This is a genomic window from Streptomyces sp. CA-288835, from assembly GCF_050936385.1.
GTDB lineage: Bacteria > Actinomycetota > Actinomycetes > Streptomycetales > Streptomycetaceae > Streptomyces.
In genome coordinates this window covers 8662239-8682710 of sequence record NZ_JBNJMW010000001.1, presented here as the reverse complement: position 1 = coordinate 8682710, position 20472 = coordinate 8662239, and the positions used below count along the sequence as shown (strand labels likewise).

General features: G+C 70.1%; 18 protein-coding genes. 7 read left to right on the top strand and 11 right to left on the bottom strand.

From position 1 onward, the window contains the following. Positions 1 to 123 precede the first annotated feature (123 nt). From ACQEVY_RS39220 to ACQEVY_RS39210, 3 genes are all read left to right on the top strand, one after another. Entirely contained in the window at positions 124 to 891 is a 768-nt protein-coding gene (locus ACQEVY_RS39220; RefSeq protein WP_432954522.1) for a glycerophosphodiester phosphodiesterase, read from the top strand. 64 nt (positions 892 to 955) lie between these two features. Next, complete coding sequence (locus ACQEVY_RS39215) at positions 956 to 2305, top strand: MFS transporter (protein WP_432954520.1); 1350 nt, start codon at positions 956 to 958, stop codon at positions 2303 to 2305. A gap of 380 nt (positions 2306 to 2685) precedes the next feature. Beyond that, positions 2686 to 3060, top strand: coding sequence for an RNA polymerase-binding protein RbpA (locus tag ACQEVY_RS39210; RefSeq protein ID WP_003977404.1), 375 nt, complete (start codon positions 2686 to 2688; stop codon positions 3058 to 3060). Positions 3061 to 3459: 399 nt separating this feature from the next. On the opposite strand, the gene fxsA is transcribed toward ACQEVY_RS39210, so the two are convergent. From fxsA to ACQEVY_RS39190, 4 genes are all read right to left on the bottom strand, one after another. Then, the gene (gene fxsA, locus ACQEVY_RS39205) at positions 3460 to 4047 is read right to left on the bottom strand and encodes an FxsA family membrane protein (RefSeq protein ID WP_432954518.1); all 588 of its coding nucleotides are present in this window, start codon (positions 4045 to 4047) and stop codon (positions 3460 to 3462) included. 71 nt (positions 4048 to 4118) lie between these two features. Beyond that, positions 4119 to 4886: a polyprenol monophosphomannose synthase gene (locus tag ACQEVY_RS39200; protein WP_432954516.1), complete on the bottom strand. Its 768-nt coding sequence runs from the start codon at positions 4884 to 4886 to the stop codon at positions 4119 to 4121. A gap of 504 nt (positions 4887 to 5390) precedes the next feature. Beyond that, positions 5391 to 7007, bottom strand: a complete 1617-nt coding sequence (locus tag ACQEVY_RS39195; protein ID WP_432954514.1) for an amidohydrolase — start codon at positions 7005 to 7007, stop codon at positions 5391 to 5393. A 77-nt stretch (positions 7008 to 7084) separates the two neighbouring features. Then, positions 7085 to 7525 (bottom strand): Lrp/AsnC family transcriptional regulator, encoded by a 441-nt coding sequence (locus ACQEVY_RS39190; protein WP_165343766.1) that lies wholly within the window; start codon positions 7523 to 7525, stop codon positions 7085 to 7087. A gap of 265 nt (positions 7526 to 7790) precedes the next feature. On the opposite strand from ACQEVY_RS39190, the gene ACQEVY_RS39185 reads away from it, so the two are divergent. Continuing rightward, positions 7791 to 8234, top strand: coding sequence for a hypothetical protein (locus ACQEVY_RS39185; protein ID WP_432954513.1), 444 nt, complete (start codon positions 7791 to 7793; stop codon positions 8232 to 8234). Positions 8235 to 8854: 620 nt separating this feature from the next. Here ACQEVY_RS39185 and ACQEVY_RS39180 read toward each other — a convergent pair. Further along, complete coding sequence (locus tag ACQEVY_RS39180) at positions 8855 to 10027, bottom strand: acyl-CoA dehydrogenase family protein (protein WP_432954512.1); 1173 nt, start codon at positions 10025 to 10027, stop codon at positions 8855 to 8857. Positions 10028 to 10377: 350 nt separating this feature from the next. On the opposite strand from ACQEVY_RS39180, the gene ACQEVY_RS39175 reads away from it, so the two are divergent. After that, positions 10378 to 11655, top strand: a complete 1278-nt coding sequence (locus tag ACQEVY_RS39175) for a glycoside hydrolase family 18 protein (RefSeq protein WP_432954510.1) — start codon at positions 10378 to 10380, stop codon at positions 11653 to 11655. Positions 11656 to 11706: 51 nt separating this feature from the next. Here the strand turns inward: ACQEVY_RS39175 and ACQEVY_RS39170 are convergent, their stop codons facing one another. The 3 genes from ACQEVY_RS39170 to ACQEVY_RS39160 all read right to left on the bottom strand — a co-directional run bounded on the left by ACQEVY_RS39170 (position 11707) and on the right by ACQEVY_RS39160 (position 14149). Further along, on the bottom strand, positions 11707 to 12360 hold the full coding sequence (locus tag ACQEVY_RS39170) for a TetR/AcrR family transcriptional regulator (protein ID WP_432954508.1): 654 nt from the start codon (positions 12358 to 12360) through the stop codon (positions 11707 to 11709). 113 nt (positions 12361 to 12473) lie between these two features. After that, entirely contained in the window at positions 12474 to 12635 is a 162-nt protein-coding gene (locus ACQEVY_RS39165) for an SCO1431 family membrane protein (protein WP_432954507.1), read from the bottom strand. Between the two features lie 146 nt (positions 12636 to 12781). Further along, on the bottom strand, positions 12782 to 14149 hold the full coding sequence (locus ACQEVY_RS39160) for a peptidase C39 family protein (RefSeq protein WP_432954505.1): 1368 nt from the start codon (positions 14147 to 14149) through the stop codon (positions 12782 to 12784). A gap of 163 nt (positions 14150 to 14312) precedes the next feature. On the opposite strand from ACQEVY_RS39160, the gene ACQEVY_RS39155 reads away from it, so the two are divergent. After that, positions 14313 to 14945 (top strand): uridine kinase family protein, encoded by a 633-nt coding sequence (locus tag ACQEVY_RS39155; RefSeq protein WP_432954503.1) that lies wholly within the window; start codon positions 14313 to 14315, stop codon positions 14943 to 14945. A 437-nt stretch (positions 14946 to 15382) separates the two neighbouring features. Continuing rightward, complete coding sequence (locus tag ACQEVY_RS39150; RefSeq protein ID WP_432954501.1) at positions 15383 to 17248, top strand: AAA family ATPase; 1866 nt, start codon at positions 15383 to 15385, stop codon at positions 17246 to 17248. Between the two features lie 94 nt (positions 17249 to 17342). Here the strand turns inward: ACQEVY_RS39150 and ACQEVY_RS39145 are convergent, their stop codons facing one another. The 3 genes from ACQEVY_RS39145 to ACQEVY_RS39135 form a co-directional block, all read right to left on the bottom strand. Further along, a complete protein-coding gene (locus ACQEVY_RS39145) occupies positions 17343 to 18449 on the bottom strand; it encodes a hemolysin family protein (protein ID WP_432954499.1) in 1107 nt (368 codons plus the stop codon). Next, complete coding sequence (locus tag ACQEVY_RS39140; protein WP_432954498.1) at positions 18446 to 19774, bottom strand: hemolysin family protein; 1329 nt, start codon at positions 19772 to 19774, stop codon at positions 18446 to 18448. Before ACQEVY_RS39140 ends, ACQEVY_RS39145 begins: the two co-directional genes overlap by 4 nt. 198 nt (positions 19775 to 19972) lie before the next feature. Beyond that, positions 19973 to 20464: a PH domain-containing protein gene (locus tag ACQEVY_RS39135; RefSeq protein ID WP_432954497.1), complete on the bottom strand. Its 492-nt coding sequence runs from the start codon at positions 20462 to 20464 to the stop codon at positions 19973 to 19975. Positions 20465 to 20472: the final 8 nt, after the last annotated feature.

Here is a 20472-nt window from a genome sequence, read left to right as displayed (position 1 = left end):
GGGTGCCATGAACCAGGCCACTACCACCATCCAGCAGCTACGCCTGCTGGTGTTCGCCGTCCCCTCGGCAGGCGGCAGCACCGTCGTTGCCGCGGGTCAACCGAAGCGGGCGATACTGCGCGGGTGACCACGCGGATACGTCATCCCTACCTCGACCACCCCGGTCCGATCGCCTTCGCCCACCGGGGCGGGACGGCGGACGGCCTGGAGAACACCGTGGCCCAGTTCCGGCGCGCGGTCGAGGCGGGCTACCGGTACATCGAGACGGATGTGCACGCCACCGCCGACGGCCGGCTCGTCGCCTTCCACGACGCGACGCTGGACCGGGTGACCGACGGGGCGGGCCGGATAGCGGACCTCCCCTGGGACGAGGTACGGCACGCGCGCGTGGCCGGTGCCGAACCGGTGCCCCTCTTCGAGGAGCTGCTGGAGACGTTCCCCGACGTCCGCTGGAACGTCGACATGAAGGCGGAGCCCGCCCTGAACCCGCTGCTCGACCTGATCGCCCGCACCAACTCCTGGGACCGCGTCTGCGTCGGCTCCTTCTCCGAGGCGCGCGTGTCCCGCGCCCAGCGCCTGGCCGGTCCCCGGCTGGCCACCTCGTACGGCACCCGGGGCGTCCTGGGGCTGCGTCTGCGCTCGTGGGGCGTCCCCGCCGCGCTGCGCCTCTCGGCGGTCTGCGCGCAGGTGCCCGAGTCCCAGTCGGGGGTCCCCGTGGCCGACCACCGCTTCGTACGCGCCGCGCACGCGCGCGGGCTGCACGTTCACGTGTGGACCGTCAACGAGCCCGAGCGGATGCACCGTCTCCTGGACCTCGGAGTCGATGGCATCATGACCGATCACATCGAGACGCTGCGCGGGGTTCTCAAGGACCGCGGCACCTGGATCTGACGGGCTCCCGGCGCACCGCGCGGCGTCCGCGTACGGGGACTGCGACGGGGAAGCGAGGGCACGGGTGGGCACCGACACCGTGCGGACGGGGGCGGCCGACGACGCGGCCGGGCGACGCCGCGAACAACACGGCTGGTACTTCTACGACTGGGCCTGCTCTGTCTATTCGACGAGCGTCCTGACGGTGTTCCTCGGCCCCTACCTGACGTCGGTCGCCGAGTCGGCAGCGGACGCGGACGGCTTTGTGCACCCCCTGGGGATCCCGATCCGGGCGGGTTCCTTCTTCGCGTACTCCGTGTCCGCGTCCGTAATCCTGTCGATCTTCGTGATGCCACTGGCGGGCGCGGCGGCCGACCGCACCGGGCGCAAGAAGCCGCTGCTTGCGGCCGCCGCCTATGTGGGCGCCGCGGCCACCACCGGCATGTTCTTCCTGGACGGCGACCGCTATCTGCTGGGCGGCTTCCTGCTGATCGTGGCCAATGCCTCGGTGGCCGTCTCGATGGTGCTCTACAACTCGTACCTCCCACAGATCGCCCCGCCCGAGGAGCGCGACGCCGTCTCGTCCAGGGGCTGGGCCTTCGGTTACGCCGCGGGTGCGCTGGTTCTGGTGGCGAACCTGGTGCTGTTCACGGCCCACGACAGCTTCGGCATCTCGGAGGCGATGGCCGTACGCATCTGTCTGGCTTCCGCGGGCATCTGGTGGGGCGCCTTCACGCTCGTACCGCTCAAGCGGCTGCGCGACCGCCGTGTTACGTCTCCGAAGGGGACGTCCGCGAACGGCTGGCGTCAACTGGCCGCCACCGTACGGGACATGCGGAGCAAGCCCCGGACACTCGCCTTCCTGCTGGCCTATCTCGTCTACAACGACGGCATCCAGACGGTCATCTCACAGGCCTCCGTGTACGGCTCCAAAGAGCTGGGCCTCGGCCAGTCGACCCTCATCGTCGCGGTGCTTCTCGTCCAGCTGCTGGCCGTGGGCGGGGCGCTCGGCATGGGCCGGCTCGCGCGTACGTACGGCGCCAAGCGCACGATTCTCGGCTCGCTCGTGGCGTGGACGGTGACGATCGGGGCGGGTTACTTCCTGCCCGCGGGCTCGTCCGTGTGGTTCTTCGTGCTCGCCGCCGGGATCGGACTCGTACTCGGCGGAAGCCAGGCGCTGTCCCGCTCACTGTTCTCGCATCTGGTACCGCCGGGCAAAGAGGCCGAGTACTTCTCGGCATACGAGATGAGCGACCGCGGCATGAGCTGGCTGGGCCCGCTTGTGTTCGGTCTCACATACCAGCTGACCGGAAGCTATCGGGACGCGATCATCTCGCTCGTGGCCTTCTTCGTCATCGGATTCGTGCTGCTCGCGCGGGTTGCGGTGCAGGAGGCCGTGCGGGATGCCGGCAACCCGGTTCCGGACCGGATCTGAGCACGTTTGCCGAGGTCCAGAGCGGTATCGCGCCCCGTCAGGGGCGCGGGGAACTGCGCGACCAGCCACGGACGGCCCGCAGCCTCCGAACCGTATTTCCAGCGGAGCGTCCGTCACCGATTTAGCACCTGGGGCCAAAGGCCGGTAGTGTACGCGTTTGGCCTGCCAGGCGTACCGTTACTGCGCGTCAAAGATGCCGAAACGGTGGGTGACATCTGCTCTCAGATGTGACAAACCGGGCGCTGGTGGGTACAACAAGGGGCGGCTACGACGGCGACGCATGACCCGCAACGGGAATCTTTACCGCCGACCGGACGTTGACCGGATGACGACGACAGCGACACCTGTCCTGTGGGCGACAAGCCCGGGAGGCACGATTCATGAGTGAGCGAGCTCTTCGCGGCACGCGCCTCGTGGTGACCAGCTACGAGACGGACCGCGGCATCGACCTGGCCCCGCGCCAGGCCGTGGAGTACGCATGCGAGAAGGGTCATCGCTTTGAGATGCCCTTCTCGGTGGAGGCGGAGATCCCGCCGGAGTGGGAGTGCAAGGTCTGTGGGGCCCAGGCACTCCTCGTGGACGGTGACGGCCCCGAAGAGAAGAAGGCCAAGCCCGCGCGCACGCATTGGGACATGCTGATGGAGCGGCGCACACGCGAGGAACTCGAAGAGGTCCTCGAGGAGCGGCTGGCCGTTCTCCGCTCCGGTGCCATGAACATTGCGGTACATCCGCGGGACAGCCGCAAGTCCGCGTAGCCCCTCCGGGGGTTGGGCGGCATAGAGAGCGCACCCAGGACCGCGGGTGCCGTGCATTTGCGTGCACGGCACCCGCGGTTCTGTTGTGTTTTTGCGTGCGGCTGAGCGGAGTGGTGGGTTGCTGTCCCTGGGGCTGCGCCCCAGACCCCCCTTCGTCCTAACGGGCTCGTCCTCAAGCGCCGGACGGGCTGATTTTCAGCCCGTCCGGCGTTTGAGGACGAGGGCCCAGCGCGCGGAGCCTTGAGCGCAGCCCCAGCGGGGTCCAGGGGCGAGCCCTCGAGGGGATTCGGGGCGGAGCCCCAGGAGGGGGTCCAGGGGCGCAGCCCCGAGTGGCGGGGCTTCGGGGCGCAGCCCCGAGGATGGGACGGGTAGGGGCGGCGGGGGCGAAGAACCCGGGCCTCAGCCCGTCAGTGGCGGGCGCGCCCCCGGCTCGCCCTCAGGCCCGGGGCCCCGGCGCTCGTCATCGTGGATGACCTCGCCCGGAACGACCTTGCCGTCGGGGCGGTGCATGCGGGCCTGCTGGAAGGCGTCGCCCAAGGTGCCGGTGGTGGCTTCGCGGAGCTTGCGTTCGAAGGTGCGCTCCGCGTAGCGGCTCAGGGACTTCTGGACCGGTGGGATCAGGAGGACCAGGCCGAACGCGTCGGATATCAGGCCGGGCAGCATCAGAAGCAGGCCGCCCAGCATCATCAGACCGTTGCCTTCACTGCCCCGCTCGCCCTGCGGCAGCACCCCACTCTGCTGCTGTTGCAGCGTCTCGCTCAGGGCCCGGAAGGCCCGGCGTCCGGCCCGCTTGATGACCACGGAACCCAGCACGAAACCAGCCACGAGCAGCAGGAAGACGGCCCAGCCGCCCGCCGCGCCCGCCACCACGGTCAGCAGCCAGATCTCCAGGACCAGCCATGCGGCGATGCCGAGCGGGAGGAACGTACGCAACCGGGACCGCCGCGGTCGCGCGGGGTACGTCGGAGTCGGAGCGCCAGTCGTCATGCGTCCAGTGTGCCTGGCCGGGGCTCAGAGCGGGATAAGGGGGAGATCAGCTCCGTCTAAGACCCTGCGGATCAGGGGGACTTGCGGCCCAGGAACCGCCCCGCCCGCTCCCCCACACCCCACGTCGTGACCCGCCACAGCGCCTCGACGAGGATGTCTCGGCTCATCTTCGAGTCGCCAAGTTCGCGTTCTACGAAGGTGATGGGGACCTCGACGACGTGGTAGCCGGACTTGACGGCGCGGCGTGCCAGGTCGACCTGGAAGCAGTAGCCCTGGGAGGCGACGTCGCCGAGGCCGAGGCCTTCGAGGGTCTCCCGGCGGAACGCGCGGTAGCCGCCCGTGACATCGCGGAGCGGTACGTCGAGCAGGACGCGCGAGTACAGGCTGCCGCCGCGCGAGATGAACTCACGGGACTTGGGCCAGTTCACGACCCGCCCGCCCGGCACCCACCGGGAGCCGAGGACCAGGTCGGCGCCCTTGAGCGCGGTGAGCAGCCGGGGCAGTTCCTCGGGCTGGTGCGAACCGTCCGCGTCCATCTCGACCAGTACGCCGTAACCGTGCTCGAGCCCCCAGCGGAAGCCCGCGAGATAGGCGGCGCCGAGACCCTCCTTGCCCTTGCGGTGCAGCACATGGACGTGGTCGTCCTCGACGGACAGTTCGTCGGCGTGCTTGCCGGTGCCGTCGGGGCTGTTGTCGTCGGCGACCAGGACGTGCGCCGTGGGCACAGCGGCCCGCACTCGGCCCACGATCGCCCTGATGTTCTCCACCTCGTTGTAGGTGGGGATGATCACCAAGGTGGTGCCGAGCGGACCGAACTGTCGCCCACCGCCGTCGTTCACAGCTTCCCCTTAAGACATCCGTGCGAGGGGCTCCACCCTAGCGAGCGCCCTCTTCGGCGGAGTAGGGGTGGCGGCACGGGAGACCTGAGAGGGGAAAGGTACTGCGGATCGGGACCCGGCGCCCTTCGGGCCGACCTGGGACCCGCTGGCTGCGGGTCGACCTAGAGCCGTTGTCTACTGAGCGCCGGGCCCCACCCGGGTCACACCTGCCGACCGGCGGAACCTTCCCCCGCCCCCGTGGCGCGAGCGCTGGGCCTGGCTCCCAGTTGTGGTGCGCCGGTGCGGCACACCACCCCTGACACAGCGGCGCTTCGAGGGCTGCTCGGAACCTCCGCGGTCGGACGTCCGGTGGTGGACCCGGCCGAACCTACCCGCCACCCGCCGCTTTCTGTCAACAGCCGTTCGAGCTGCGGACTTTCGCTCAACTGCCTGGTCAGCGCCGAGGACACGCAGGTCGCACCCCGCAGCACCCGGTGATGACCGGCGCCGAGCCGCCCCGCCACATCACCCCTCCGGCCGTACGAACACGGTGCGGCCCCCGACGACGGTCCGCAGACAGACTGGAAGGGGTGTCCCGGGCGTCAGGTCGGGCAGTCCGGGGGTGCCGGAGCGGGGGTCGGTCGACCAGCGGGCGACCCGGTCGTCCGGGGCCTGGACGACCAGCTCCTCGGCGCGCCACACGGCGTAGTCGGCGGGTGCGCCCGGCACCAGAACGCCCGCCTCGTCCCGGCCGATCGCCCGCCAGCCGCCCCGCGTATGGGCCGTGAAGGCGGCGCGTACGGAGATCCGGTGTTCCGGTGTGCGGTGGAAGGCCGCGGCACGGACGGTGCCCCACGGGTCGAGCGGGGTGACGGGACTGTCGGAGCCGAAGGCGAGGGGCACGCCGGTGCGCAGCAGGGCCGCGAAGGGGTTGAGCGTACGGGCCCTTTCGGCGCCCAGGCGCTCGGCGTACATGCCGTCCTCGCCGCCCCACAGCGCGTCGAAGGCGGGCTGGACGGAGGCGGTGAGGCCGAGTTCGGCGAAGCCCGCGATGGTCTCCGGAGTGAGCATCTCGGCGTGCTCGACGCGGTGCCGGGCTGCCCGGATACGCGCCAGGCCGACCTTCTCGGCGGCGGCACGCGTTCCCTCGACCACGGCGGTCACGGCGGCGTCCCCGATGGCGTGGAAGCCGGCCTGGAGCCCCGCCTCCGTACAGGCCACCACATGGGCGGCGACATCGGCAGCGTCCAGGTAGGAGGTACCTGTGTGGCCGGCGTCCGCATACGGCCCGTGCAGGCAGGCCGTGTGGGAGCCGAGCGCGCCGTCGACGAAGAGGTCGCCCGCGGCGCCGATCGCGCCCAGCGAACGGGCCTTCGTGACGTCCTGCTCGGCCCAGTAACCGACGACCCTCGGCCCGGCCTCCTCCGCCGCGAGCCGCAGCAGCCCGGTGAAGTCGTCCTCGGAGGAGATCTCCGGTCCCGCGCACTCGTGGACGGAGCCGATACCGAGCGAGGCGGCGTGCGCCAGCGCGGCACGCTGGGCCTCGGTGCGCTGGGCGGGGGTGACGGCTCCCAGCGCCGCGGCGCGGACGGCGTGGTGGGCGTCCCGGGTGAGGGGTTCCCCGGCCTCGAAGCCCGCCTTTTCCCGCACTCCTGGCGTCAGATCCAGCAGGGCCGTGGTCACGACGGCTGAATGCACGTCGATGCGGCTGAGGTAGAGGGGGCGACCGCCGGTGGCCTCGTCGAGTTCGTCCCGCCAGGGCGGGCGCCGCTCGGGCCAGCGGGCGGCGTCCCAGCCGTGGCCGAGCAGGACCCGGTCGCCGGGGCGGGCCGCCGCGAATTCCCGTACGCGATCGAGGGCCGCCGCCAGGGAGGGCGCGTCGGACAGATCGAGGCCGGTGAGGGCGAGCCCGGTGGCCGTGCTGTGCACATGGGCATCGGTGAACGCCGGGGTGACCAGGGCGCCTTCGAGGTCCACCACCTCGTCGGCCCCGTCCGCGAACGCGTCGGCCGCGCCCTCGGATCCGACCCAGGCGACCTGCCCGCGTTCCACGACCATCGCGGTGGCGAACGGGTCGGCGGGGCTGTGGACTTCGCCGCCGCGCAGCAGCACGGTGCGGGGGGTGGCGGTGCTCTCACTCATGGAGAACAGTCTCGCGCCTCGGCGCCCGCACCCCACTTCCGGGGTTCGGCCGGGCTCGTACGAGGTTCTGCCGGGACTCAGATCCTGGGTGGCCGTGCCTCGTACGGCGTCGACAGGACGACTGTCGTACGGGTCGACACGCCGGCCAGCGAGCGGAGGCGGGCGAGCAGTTCCTCGAGCTCGTGGGGGGTCGAGACGCGGACCTTGAGGATGTAGTTCTCGTCGCCCGCGACGCTGTGGCAGGCCTCGATCTCGGGGACGCCGGCCAGGCGTTCCGCGATGTCGTCCGGGGCACTGGGGTCGAACGGTTTCACCGAGATGAAGGCCGTCAGCGGCAGCCCGACGGCCTCCGGGTCGACGACCGCCGCATAGCCGCGGATCACGCCGCGCTGCTCAAGCCGGCGCACCCGCTGGTGCACGGCCGACGTGGACAGACCGGTGGCCTTGCCCAGGTCGGTGTAGCTCATCCGCCCGTCCTCGACGAGCAGCTGCACGATCTGTCGGTCGAGCTCCTCCATGGCAGGAACCTACAGGGCCCTTGATCCCCACGGGTACCTCAGCGGCGCAGGTCATGCCCGGTTTGTGATCTGAGGGGGCAGAGCCGGCGATCTGTGCGGGGACAAATCCACCGCGTCCGGCACCTGCGGGCGGCATGTGACGAACGCCACAGCATGGCCACGGGTTCCGTGATGGTCTCGTGATTACCGCCGAGACGGGACGGGAAGTGCTTGCTGTGGTCGAGGCCGCAGCGCCTTGTCGGCCCACCCGAGGGGGAGAAAATCTATGCAGAGTTTGAAGCGCCCCGGTCGTTCCGCACACAAGCGGCAGCAGCCGGTCGTCGAGCCCGCGCCGGAGGGTGTTGAACCGGCTGAGGACGAGCTCGACGCGTACGACACCTTTGAGATGTACCGGGTCATCTGCCCGGACTGCGCCCAGCCCATCGCGCTCCTCGCGGACGAGGAGGTGCTGCCGGAGCACGCGCTGTGCGCCACGCCGTGGAACCCGTTCGGGCTCACGGTCTGTGCCGGTACGGGGCGTGCGGCGGCCGAGGCCCGGCCTGCCGACGAGTCGATGGAGGCTCAGGAGCAGGACACCGCGCTGCTGTTGACGCTGCCTCAGGGGCTCGACTGGCGTACGCAGCCCTTCTCGCACGTTGGCGGCCCTGGCTCGCGGCCCATCCGGGTGCCGGTGATGCGCAGGCGCTCCGCTGGGTTGGGCAGTTTCTAAGCTGTGGGTTCGTTGTGGTTGCTCGCGCAGTTCCCCGCGCCCCTAATGGGGCGCTGGTCGCGCCCCCGCGGCAAGGCGCACGTCGATACAGCCCTGCGGCCTTTCGCGACACCGGTCCCGCCACGCAGCAAAGCCGCACATCGATACAGCCCCGCGGCCCTTCGCTGCCCCGGTCCCGCCCGCGCGGCGAAGCCGGACCTTGGCACTGCCCCGCGCCCCTGACGGGGCGCGGTAGACCCCCGTACGGGCTCCGCCGTGAACTGACGGGCGAATTCGTTGCTGGTGACTTGTCCGGGCTCGGTGCGTTGGCCCGGGTATGACCTCCACTTACGCAGAGACGAGTCGGCGCCGCAGGATTATCGTTCCGGCAGCCGCGGAGTCGGCTTCCAAGAGCTCGTCGCAGGAGAGCACGCAGAAGCAGCCTGAGAAGCCGCAGGCGAAGACACCGCAGGCGCAGCCGCCGCAAGCTTCGCGGCAGCAGCCCCAGGATCCGCCCATCTACCGTGCCCTGATGCGTACTTGGGCCAAGCGGGGGCGGACCCTGCCGGGGCGGCACGACCCCGAGTGGGCGCGGCTTGTCGCGCCCTCGGCCATGTACGGCTATGGGTACGGGCGGTTGTTCACCGTGACTCGGGACCAGCGAGGTGACGGGCGATGACCATCCGCTGGATCTGATTGGTGCCCTCGACGATCTGCAGCACCTTGGCCTCGCGCATATAGCGCTCGACGGGGAAGTCCGCGGTGTAGCCGTACCCCCCGAGTACCTGGACGGCGTCCGTGGTCACCTTCATCGCGGCGTCCGTGCACAGCAGCTTCGCCATGGCCGCCTGTTTGGAGAACGGCCGCCCCGCGTCGCGCAGCCGGGCGGCCGCGAGATAGAGCGCCCGGCCCGCCTCGATCTGGGTCGCCATGTCCGCGAGCATGAAGCGCAGGCCCTGGAAGTCCGCGATCCGCCGCCCGAACTGCTCGCGCCCGGTGGCATACGCGACCGCCTCGTCCAGCGCCGCCTGGGCCACGCCGATCGCACAGGCCGCGATGCCGAGCCTCCCGGAGTCGAGCGCGGACAGGGCGATCGCGAAGCCCTGGCCCTCGTCGCCGATGCGCCGGTCGTCGGAGATCCGCACCCCGTCGAGGTGGATCTGAGCCGTGGGCGACCCCTTGAGGCCCATCTTCTTCTCCGGCACCGCCGCGCTCAGCCCCTCGGCGTCCCCGGGCACCAGGAACGCCGTGATGCCACGCGTCCCCTCGCCACCGCTGCGCGCGAACACGGCGTAGAAGTCGGCGATCCCGCCATGAGTGATCCAGGCCTTGGTGCCCGTGAGCAGCCAGTCATCCCCGTCCCGTACGGCCTTCGTGCGCATTCCGGCGGCATCGGATCCGGAGGACGGCTCGGAGAGGCAGTACGCCCCGAGGAGGCCGCCGCCGAGCATGGCCGGCAGATGCTCGACCTGCTGTTCCTTGGTGCCGTAGTGGGCGAGGGCATGGCAGGACAGCGAGTGCACGCTGACGCCGAGGCCTACGGTCAGCCGGGCCGCGGCGAGCTCTTCGAGGACATGGAGGTAGACCTCGTATGGCTGGTCACCGCCGCCGTATTCGGAGTCGTACGGAAGACCGAGCAGCCCCGACTCGGAAAGCAGTGTGAAGACCTCCCGCGGGAAGTGGCCGGCGTCTTCCTCCTCGGCCGCCTTGGGGGCGATCTCGCGCTGCGCGATGTCGCGGACGAGGGAGATCAGATCCCTGGCCTCGTCCGTGGGCAGTTGCCGGTCCACCGGCTGCGGGGCGCGGTCGGGCATGGCGACGCTCTCCTCCCTGTTGGGCACTTCGGCGAACGCCGACCTTGGATGCGGCGGGTCCACCAGGTCTCACAGTGCCCAGCCGATGCTGTCCCTTCCGGGTCGCGGACGGTCCTGACCAGCGGCTGTGCGCTGTGAGTATGCCCGATCCGCGTCAGCGCGTCACCGGTTAACGGTCGTTAATTAGAACACATCTGGATTGGTCCGAACCATTGACGCACTGGTCTAGTCCTCCTACTGTTCCCCCAGCGACGAACGCGTTCATGCCAAGCGGTACGGTCCTGCCCGAACACCCCTCGGCAGGGCCGGCACCACTCCCCCCACGCTCCCCTCCCCCACGAGGAGACCCGATGCTCAGACCGCAACGTCCCCACGCCCGCTTCCGGACACTCCTCTCCGCCCTGTGCTGTGCCGTCCTCGGTGCGGGACTGCTCGCCGGCGCGGGCCCCGCAACGGCCTCGCAAGAGGCCAAGCAAGATGCCAAGACGTCAGACTCGGCAGGGAAATCGCCAAGCAAAGCCGCCGACGGCTCGAAGGTTGTCGGCTACTTCGCCGAGTGGGGCACCTACCAGCGCCAGTACCTCCCCAAGAACATCGACACGTCCGGCTCGGCGGACAGGCTCACCCACATCAACTACGCCTTCGGCAACGTCACCGGCGGCAAGTGCGCCATGGGCGACTCCTACGCGGCGACGGAACGGACGTACACCGCGGCCGAGTCCGTCGACGGTGTCGCCGACACCTGGGACCAGCCCCTGCGGGGCACCTTCAACCAGCTGCGCGAGCTGAAGAAGAAGCACCCGGACCTCAAGATCCTCTGGTCCTTCGGGGGTTGGACCTGGTCCGGCGGCTTCACCGAGGCCGCCAAGAACCCGGCCGCCTTCGCCCAGTCCTGCTACGACCTGGTCGAGAACTCCAAGTGGGCGGACGTCTTCGACGGGATCGACATCGACTGGGAGTACCCGAACGCCTGCGGTCTGACCTGCGACACCAGCGGCCGCGAGGCGTACGGGAACCTGATGTCGGCGGTGCGCGCGAAGTTCGGCGGCTCCTCGCTGGTCACGGCGGCGATCCCGGCCGACGCCACCAGCGGCGGCAAGATCGAGGCGACGGACTACGCGGGCGCCGCGCAGTACGTCGACTGGTACCTCCCGATGACGTACGACTTCTTCGGCGCCTTTGACGCGACCGGTCCGACGGCTCCGCACTCGCCGCTGACCTCGTATCCGGGGATTCCGAAGGCGGAGTTCCACTCCTCCGCGACGATCGCCAAGCTCAAGGGGCTCGGCATACCGGCCTCGAAGCTGCTGCTCGGCATCGGCTTCTACGGGCGCGGCTGGACCGGTGTCTCCCAGGACGCGCCCGGCGGCTCCGCCACCGGCCCGGCGGCGGGGACGTACGAGCAGGGCATCGACGACTACAAGGTGCTCAAGTCGAAGTGCCCGGCGACGGGAACGGTCGGTGGCACGGCGTACGCCAAGTGCGGCAGCGACTGGTGGAGTTACGACACCCCGTCGACCATCGCCGGGAAGATGGCCTACAAGAACGAGCAGGGCCTGGGAGGCACGTTCTTCTGGGAACTGAGCGGTGACACCTCGGACGGCGAGCTGATCAAGGCGATCAACTAGCTTGTTCCGTACGTCGCTTGGGGCGGGGGTCGGCGGACCCCCGCTCTTCGCTCAGACCTGGCGGGCGGCCTCAGGTGCCGGGCACGAGGGGTCGAGGTCCTCGATCACCCGAAGGGCGCCGCCAAGCATCTTCACCAGCAGTTCGCGCATCATGTCGCGTGGAAGCGCCTGGTGGTCGATCCAGTCGAGGGTGGCGCCCTCGACGCTGCACAGCCAGCCGAGCAGCGCCGTGCGGGGCAGCGCGGCGACCTTGCGCCTGCCGTACGCTCCCTCGGCGATGGTCTCGATGATGGCTTCGCGTACCCCGTCGCGGATGGCGAGGACCTCGGCGTCGAAGCCGACGCCGCCAGTGATGATCGCGCGGTACGCGGCCTGGTGCTGCTCGGCGTACCGCAGATAGCTGTCGATGGTGCGGTGCACCCGTTCCTCGGGCGGCAGTTCGAGGCCGCCGGCCGCGCGGGAGATCAGGTCGGCCACCGAGTCCTCGATGATCGCCAGGTAGTAGCCGCGCTTGGACTTGAAGTAGTAGTAGATCAAGCCCTTGGCGACATGTGCCTGCTTGGCGATGTCGTCCATCGACAGGGTGTCGTAGGACGTGTCGGCGAATAACTTCCGCCCGATGGCGATGAGTTCGGCACGTCGGGCCAAGGAGCGGTCGGTGCCGCGTGTGGGTGGGCGGTCGCCGTGCCGTTGACTTTGGTTCAATTCCAGCCCTGGTCTTCAACTGCCTCCGAAACTTTCGCAGGCAGTATGGCAGACCTCCACCACCTGCCCGTTCGACTCTCTTCGACTGCTGTCGCAGACCCGCAGGCCAGCCGTCAGATCATTCCGAGCTGTGTGACGAGCATCGCGAGCACCACCACGAGGGTCCAGCCGGCAAGGTGCTCGACGATCTTCGGGCCGTCGTCGTCGGGGCCGCCGGTACGGGTCTGAGGGCGTCCGGTCTGAAGGCGTCCGGCGGTGGCGGAGTTCGCGGTCATGGCAGCTCGCTCGTATCGGCTTCGGGTCGGTGGACTCCCCGCGTCCCGGAGGTCACGGGGTGGTCCACCTTGCCACCCGAATCGGCCTGTGCGGGAGAGAGCTTGGTCACGTCCTGAATGACCAGACCCCCAGGTCAGCGCTCCGGTCAGCGGATGCCGACCGCCGCCAGCGCCTTCCGCTGGCGTGCCGTGGGCTGCGCCGGGAAGTAGAGGTAACAGACGCCGCCGGTCCCGGAGACCACCTTCCCGGAGGCGTTGTGCCTCTTGGTGCGGAGCCAGATGTTCTCCCAGGCGCGCCGCTGGTAGACCCGCCGCACCGCCTCGTTGCTCGGTGAGTTCGGGTCGTTGGCGATCACGTCGCCGTCGGCCGTGAACCCGATGACGGTCATCAGATGGCCCGCGGTGCCGTACCCCGCTCCGGGCAGCTCGGACTCGAGGAACGACTGGGAGGTGATGACCGGGATGCCCGCCGCGATCAGCGTCTCCAGATCGCCGAGTGAACCGAGCCGCGTCACCACGCCCTGGAGGTCCTTGTACGTGGCGGCGTACGCGGCGTTGAAGGGCCAGTTGCCACAGCCCTCGTACTGGTAGTCGTAGGTGAACCGGGCGGCATGGCACACCTGCGGATCCGCGAAGTCGGGATTGACCCAGGCCAGGTCCTCGGCCGTGGGCTTACGCCCCCAGTACTCGATGATCATCTGCGAGGAGGTGGGGCTGCACCAGGCCTCGCCGCCGTTGTCGTACTCCGGGTACTGGCCGATGTGGGTTTCCTGCGAGTACCGCGGGACCGTCAGCTCCTTGGCGAGTGCGGGCTTAGAGGCCGGGACGGTGAAGCGGTCCGGGATGTCGGAGCCCATCGCGCCGAGCCGCCACACGGTGGGCGTGATCTTCACGCCGGGCTTGCGGTACAGGGTCAGCCGCAGCCGGTACGAGTCGAGGCGCAGGCCGGAGGCCGGGTCGTCGATGGCGAAGGTGTCCGTCCAGACGCTGCTCTTGTCGTCGCTCTGGTCGTCCACCGAGGTGCGCCTGATGTCCTGGTCGCCGGCCGCCCAGCGGCCCATCACGTACCAGGGGGTCTTGGTGCCGTCGGAGTAGGTGCCCGCCAGCTCGATCTGGAGCCAGGTCCCGGCCGGAGTGCGCGCGTTCCAGGAGGCGATGACCTCGGTCGAGGGCACGGCGAGACGGTGGACGGGCGAGGTCCAGCGCGCGTACTCCCAGGTGGACGTCTTGCCGGTGTGCGGGTCCGCGTAGTCCGTGCGGCCCGCGGGGGTCGCGATCACCAGGCCCGGACGCTTCCCGGAGACGGCGCGGGTGCCCTTCGCGGTGCCGGCGCGCCAGTCGGCGTACGAGGTCCAGGCGCGGTTGTCGACCTGGCGGGACGGCGCCTTGGACGGGGCGTGCGCGGTGCGGGCGGAGGAGCCGGTGGCGGCTGCCGGGCTTGCGGCGCCCGCCGCTGCGGCGGCCATCGCCACGGCCAAGAGGCTTCTGCGGGAGGGCTGTTGGGCTCTGGTCATGTGCGGGCGACCCCCAGGTTTCCGGAACGGGCGAGTCCTTGAGTGCGGGTGTGCGGCCCACTATGGAGGGCCGTGCTGTGTGCTGCCAGCACTTCAGGGGTCGTGGCACCGATCAATATTGGTCACAACCATTGGCACAACGATCGGGAAATACCCTGGCAATGTGCACACCTCGCCCGATGCCCTCGCCTCCCGTCTCCGCCGACTGCCGCCTTCCTGCGGCCCTGTCCGCCTGATCGGCGTCGACGGGCACGCGGGCTCCGGAAAGACGACGTTCGCGGGACGGCTGGCCGAGGCGCTGGGCGGCGCACTCGTACTGCACCTCGATGACATCGCCACGCACGAGGAGCTGTTCGCGTGGACGGAACGGCTGCTCCGCGACGTCGTAGAGCCGCTGACCCGCGGTGAGCGGGCGCGCTACCGGGCGTACGACTGGCAGGCGCGCCGCTTCGGGCCGGTCCGCGCCCTGCCGCCCGCGCCCGTGGTGCTCGTCGAGGGCGTGGGCGCCGGACGCCGAGCGTTGCGGCCGTTTCTCGCGTGCCTGCTGTGGATGGAGTCCGGGCCCGAGGAGGCCTGGGCACGAGGTCGGCAGCGGGATGGTGCGGAGCAGAGCGACTTCTGGGAAGGGTGGGTCGTCGCCGAGCGCCGACACTTCGCCGAGGACCCTTCTCGGCCCTTTGCCGATCTCTTGGTGCGGGGGTTTTCAGAGGGGTTTGAGGTGCTTAAGGGTCCTGCTGGGACTGCTGGACCAGACCAGATTGTCACGCACGGTGACGGGTCATCGCCTGTGTGCTGAACCTGTGAAGAGGCGTGTCCGAGAACTGCCCCAAGTGCTTCAACTCGGCTTGACCGGGGGGCCGTACAGGTCTTACGTTTCCAATGTGCGGCTCTTCGGAGTCGCCGACAGACGCGAAGCCCCCGGTTGTTCCCCCGTGATCGGGGGCTTCGTTCTGTCCTCATTCCGGATTCCGGACGCACTTCGACATGTTTCGCTCACCCTCGGTCACCGAGCTGAGTGCGCCCCATGTGCTCCCACCTCGAAGAACCCGTCGTGCGGGCACTCTTCGGCCGGGCCCCACCCCGCGGGTACGATGCCTCTCGGTGCGACATTCGGACGGCTGCTCTCCGCACCGAACGCGCAACTCCCGTCCACAGCACAGCGGTTCGACGAAGGCTGCCGACGGGCACCGGCCCGACCGGCACTCAACGGGGGCACGGTATGTGGGGGACGTGATGGACTTCGGCACGCAGGGCCCCGAGGCCCCGGCCGACCTCGCCTGGCTGCGAGGTGTGGACGCCTACACGATGGGGGCCTATCCGCAGGCGGAGGAGGAGTTCCGCGCGGCGGTCCGGATCGATCCGGGGATGGCCGACGGCTGGCTCGGGCTGCACGCACTGCGCATCGACACCACCACGGCGCTGCTGCGGATGTTCCGGCACCGCGAGCGCTTCGGAGAACAGCGCGCCCGCCACCGGCGCACGCTCAACTCCTGGTACTGGCTGGGCTGGTGGGTGCAGCCCGTCCTGGAGAGCCCGCGTGATCTGCTGCTCGCGCACGCCTCGCACTGGCTCGACGGCCGCCATGTCCCGGAGCTGGACCGGGCGCTCGCGGGACTTCCGCCGGTGGACGCCGACCGGCAGGTGCGGTTTCTGCACGCCTGCCGGGCCTACCTCGTCAAGGACTGGGAGCAGCTGGTCCGGCACACCGACCCGCTGATCGACGATCCGATGCTCGGCATCGAGGCCGGCCTCTTCGGCGGCATGGCGCGCGTACGCCTGGAGATGTACGGGCAGGCCGAGCCGCTGCTGTCGGCCGCGCTGATGCGTTGTCGCAGCGAGCAGCCACAGCGCAAGGAGCTGCGGTACTGGCTGGCGCGGGCGCACGAGGGAACCGGACGATCGGCGGCGGCGCTGCCCCTGTACCGGGCGGTGCACCGGGTCGATCCCGCCTTCATGGACACCTCGGCGCGGCTCGCGGCGATCTCCGAGGGCGACGGGTACGACGACGCGGCGGATCTCGCGGCGATCACGCTCACCGGCGTCCAGGACATGATCGACGGACCGGATGGTGTGGACGCACTGTTCGGTCCGGAGGGCCGGGATCTCAAGCTTTCCGAGGCCGATCTGCCGCCGCCGGGCGGGCTGTCGCCGGATGCCGACACGGTTCGCGAGAAGGCCATAGTGCCGGTCCGGCCTTCGCATCCGCCGACCGGCCCCACCGATCCCGCGCTGCTCGAGGAGGCGCTCGCCGAGCTGGAGCGGATGGTCGGCCTGGAGCCGGTGAAGCGCCAGGTGAAGGCGCTGTCCGCGCAGTTGAACATGGCGAGGCTGCGGGCCGGCCAGGGTCTGCCCGTGCAGCCGCCGAAGCGGCACTTCGTGTTCTCGGGACCCTCCGGCACCGGCAAGACCACGGTGGCCCGCATCCTGGGCCGGGTCTTCTACGCGCTCGGGCTGCTCGGCGGCGACCACCTCGTGGAGGCCCAGCGGGCCGACCTGGTGGGCGAGTACCTCGGCCAGACCGCCGTGAAGGCGAACGAACTGATCGACTCCGCGATCGGCGGCGTCCTCTTCGTCGACGAGGCCTACTCGCTGTCCAACTCCGGCTACGGCAAGGGCGACGCCTACGGCGACGAGGCGCTGCAGGTGCTCCTCAAGCGCGCCGAGGACAACCGCGACCATCTCGTGGTGATCCTCGCCGGGTACCCGGAGGGCATGGACCGCCTGCTCGCCGCCAACCCCGGGCTTTCGTCCCGCTTCACGACCCGCGTCGACTTCCCCTCGTACCGTCCCCTCGAACTCACCTCGATCGGCGAGGTGCTGGCCGCCGAGAACGGAGACGTATGGGACGAGGAGGCGCTCGACGAGCTGCGCTCCATCAGCGGGCATGTCGTCGACCAGGGCTGGATCGACGAACTCGGCAACGGCCGCTTCCTGCGCACCCTGTACGAGAAGAGCTGTGCCTACCGCGATCTGCGGCTGTCCGGCTACACCGGCGAGCTGACCCGCGACGACCTGTCCACCCTGCGCCTGCCGGACCTGATGCAGGCGTACGGAGAGGTGTTGTCGGGCCGCGGGCCCCAGGATCCGTCGGCGCTGTGACCGAGCGGCCCTCGGGGGACCAAGGCTGTTGCGGGAACTTGTGACACTTGCACGTGCAAGTGTCACAAGTTCCCGCAACAGCCCCCCCTACCCCTCAGCTCGCCAGAGCCTCCTCAGGGGCACCGCTCGGGACGGGCTCCGCCAGCGTCGTCACCTGCTGAGTCTGCTGGATCTCCGGAGCAGTCCGGTGTGCCGGGTCGCGTACCTCGCCGACCAGGAGTTCCAGTACGTCCTCCAGGGCCACCAGGCCGAGTACGCGGCCCGAGGCGTCGGCGACCTGGGCGAGGTGCGTCGCGGCGCGGCGCATCACGGTCAGGGCGTCGTCCAGCGGGAGCTCCGAGCGCAGGGTCGTCATCGGGCGCCAGATCTGCTGCGGCACGGCCCGGTCGGAGTCCTCCAGGTCGAGAACGTCCTTCACGTGCAGATAGCCCATGAAGGCGCCGTTCTCCGCGCACACCGGGAAACGGGAGTAGCCGGTGCGGGCCGTGAGCGCGACGACCTGGCCGGGGGTGACCGAGGGTCCGACCGTCACCAGTGACTCGCTGTCCAGGAGCACATCCGTGACCGGGCGGGAGCCCAGCTCCAGGGCGTCCTCCAGGCGCTCCTGCTCCTCGGGGTCGAGGAAGCCGGCCTGGCCTGCGTCCTCCACCAGACGGTTGAGCTGCTCGCTGGTGAAGACGGCCTCGACCTCGTCCTTCGGCTCGACGTGGAAGAGCCTGAGGATCACTCGGGAGCAGGCGCCGAGGCCCGAGGTGACCGGCTTGCACAGCCGGGCGAAGGCGACCAGACCGGGGCTGAGCCACAGCGCGGTCTTCTCCGGCGCGGCCATCGCCAGGTTCTTCGGCAGCATCTCGCCGACCACTAGGTGGAGGAAGACGACCACGGCGAGAGCGATGACGTAGCCGAGGGGGTGGATCGCACCCTCGGGCAGGTGCACCGCGTGGAAGACGGGTTCCAGGAGGTGGGCCACGGTGGGCTCGGCGACGGCGCCCAGCGTCAACGAGCAGACGGTGATGCCGAACTGGGCGGCGGCCATCATCTGCGGCAGGTTCTCCAGGCCGTACATGACCTGCCGGGCGCGGGCGGTGCCGAGGGGTTCGATCTGGCTGCGGCGTACGGAGACGAGGGCGAACTCGGCGCCGACGAAGAATCCGTTGGCGAGTACGAGCAGGGCGGCGAAAAGGAGTTGGAGCATGCTCATCGGACGGCCTCCACCACGGCGTCCGCGGTCTTGACCAGGCGTACTCGCTCGGCCCGGTAGTGCCCGACCTGCCGCACCGACAGGCGCCAGCCCGGGAGTTCGGCCTTGTCACCGGGGGCCGGGATGCGGCCGAGCAGATCGGCGACGAGGCCGGCGACGGTCTCGTACGGGCCCTCGGGCACGTCGAGGCCGATGCGCTGGAGGACGTCGACGCGGCAGCTGCCGTCGGCGTCCCAGGTGGGGCGGCCGTCCTCGGGCGGGGCCACGGCGAGTTCGGGCAGGTCGTGTCCGTCGTGCTCGTCGCGGACCTCGCCGACGAGTTCCTCGACGATGTCCTCCAGGGTGACGACTCCGGCCGTACCGCCGTACTCGTCGACGACGACCGCGATGGGCTGCTCGCTGCGCAGCCGCTCCAGGAGGGGCTTGACCGGCAGCGTCTCCGGGACGAGCAGCGGGGCTTGCGCGATCCGGGCGACGGGCGTGCGCAGCCGTTCGTGTGTGGGCACCGCGAGGGCGTCCTTGAGATGCACCATGCCGACGATTTCGTCGATGCGCTCCCGGTAGACGGGGAAGCGGGACAGGCCGGTGGCGCGGGTGAGGTTGACGACGTCCTCGGCGGTCGCGGAGGACTGCAGGGCGCTGACCTTCACGCGCGGGGTCATGACGTGCTGCGCGGTGAGGTCGGCCAGCGAGATCGTACGGACGAAGAGGTCGGCGGTGTCCTGTTCCAGGGCGCCGGCCCGGGCGGAGTGCCGGGCCAGCGAGACGAGTTCGCCGGGGGTGCGGGCGGAGGCCAGCTCCGCGGTGGGCTCGACGCCGAAGACGCGGACGAGCCGGTTGGCGACGGCGTTCAGGCCGGCGATCACCGGCCTGAACAGACGCGAGAACAGGTACTGAGGTCCCGCGACGAAGCGCGCGACCTGCATCGGCCTGGACACCGCCCAGTTCTTGGGCACGAGCTCGCCGATCACCATCTGCACGGCCGAGGCCAGCAGCATGCCGACGACCACGGAGACACCGGGTACGGCGCCGTCGGGGATGCCGATCGAGGTGAACGGGCCGCCCAGCAGCTCGGCGAGCGCCGGTTCGGCGAGCATGCCGACGACGAGGGAGGTGATGGTGATGCCGAGCTGGGTGCCGGAGAGCTGGAAGGACAGCTCCTTGAGCGACTCGACGACCCGGTGGGCCCGTCGGTCGCCCTCGGCCGCGGCCTTCTCGGCGTCGGGGCGCTCCACCGTGACGAGGCCGAACTCGGCCGCCACGAAGAAGCCGTTGGCGAGGATCAGGAGGAACGCCGCCGCAAGGAGCAGCAGGGGGATGGTCATGCCGCCGCCTCGATAGGCCGGGAGGGGGCGGCGCAGGTACTACAGGACGATCCGTCCATCGCTGGAGGGAGTCACTCCTCGAGTAGCAGGAGCCCCTGACTTCCGGGGCGGAACATCAGGGGCGGAGGCGCAACGAAAACGCGTCCGGCACCAGATTAATCAAGACACCGGCGAAAACGGCAGGGTGAATTCCTGCGATCAGCCGTGATGTTCGCCGGAGCGGCCGTCGCCCGGTTCGTCGTGCGGTTCGTCGACCTCGCCGATCGCCTGGGCCTCGGCCAGCGCCCGCAGCATACGGGCGTCCCTGATCGCCCGCTGCTTCGCGATGCCCGGCTGGATGCCGAGCGCGGGCAGGCTGGTGCCGTCGCTGAGGTTCAGGAACACCCACGGGTCGCCGGGACGCAGGTTGACCTGCACAATCTCCGCCCAGGCAAGGTGCCGTCGGCTGGCGATGTTGACGACGGTGACCCCGGACTCATCGGCGACGACTTTCGGCCGCGAGAGCAGGACGAGCACCCCACAGAGCAGAGCCCCGGTGAAGACGAAGCTGAGGCGCTCCCCCGGGCTGAGCGTCTCCAGCAGCATCGCGACCGTCGTGATGACCACGAAGATCGTGACACCGGCGCTCAGCAGGACGGCACGGGTGCGTCCCGGCCGGAACGTGACGGGCAGAGCGGGCAGATCCGACATGGGCGTGC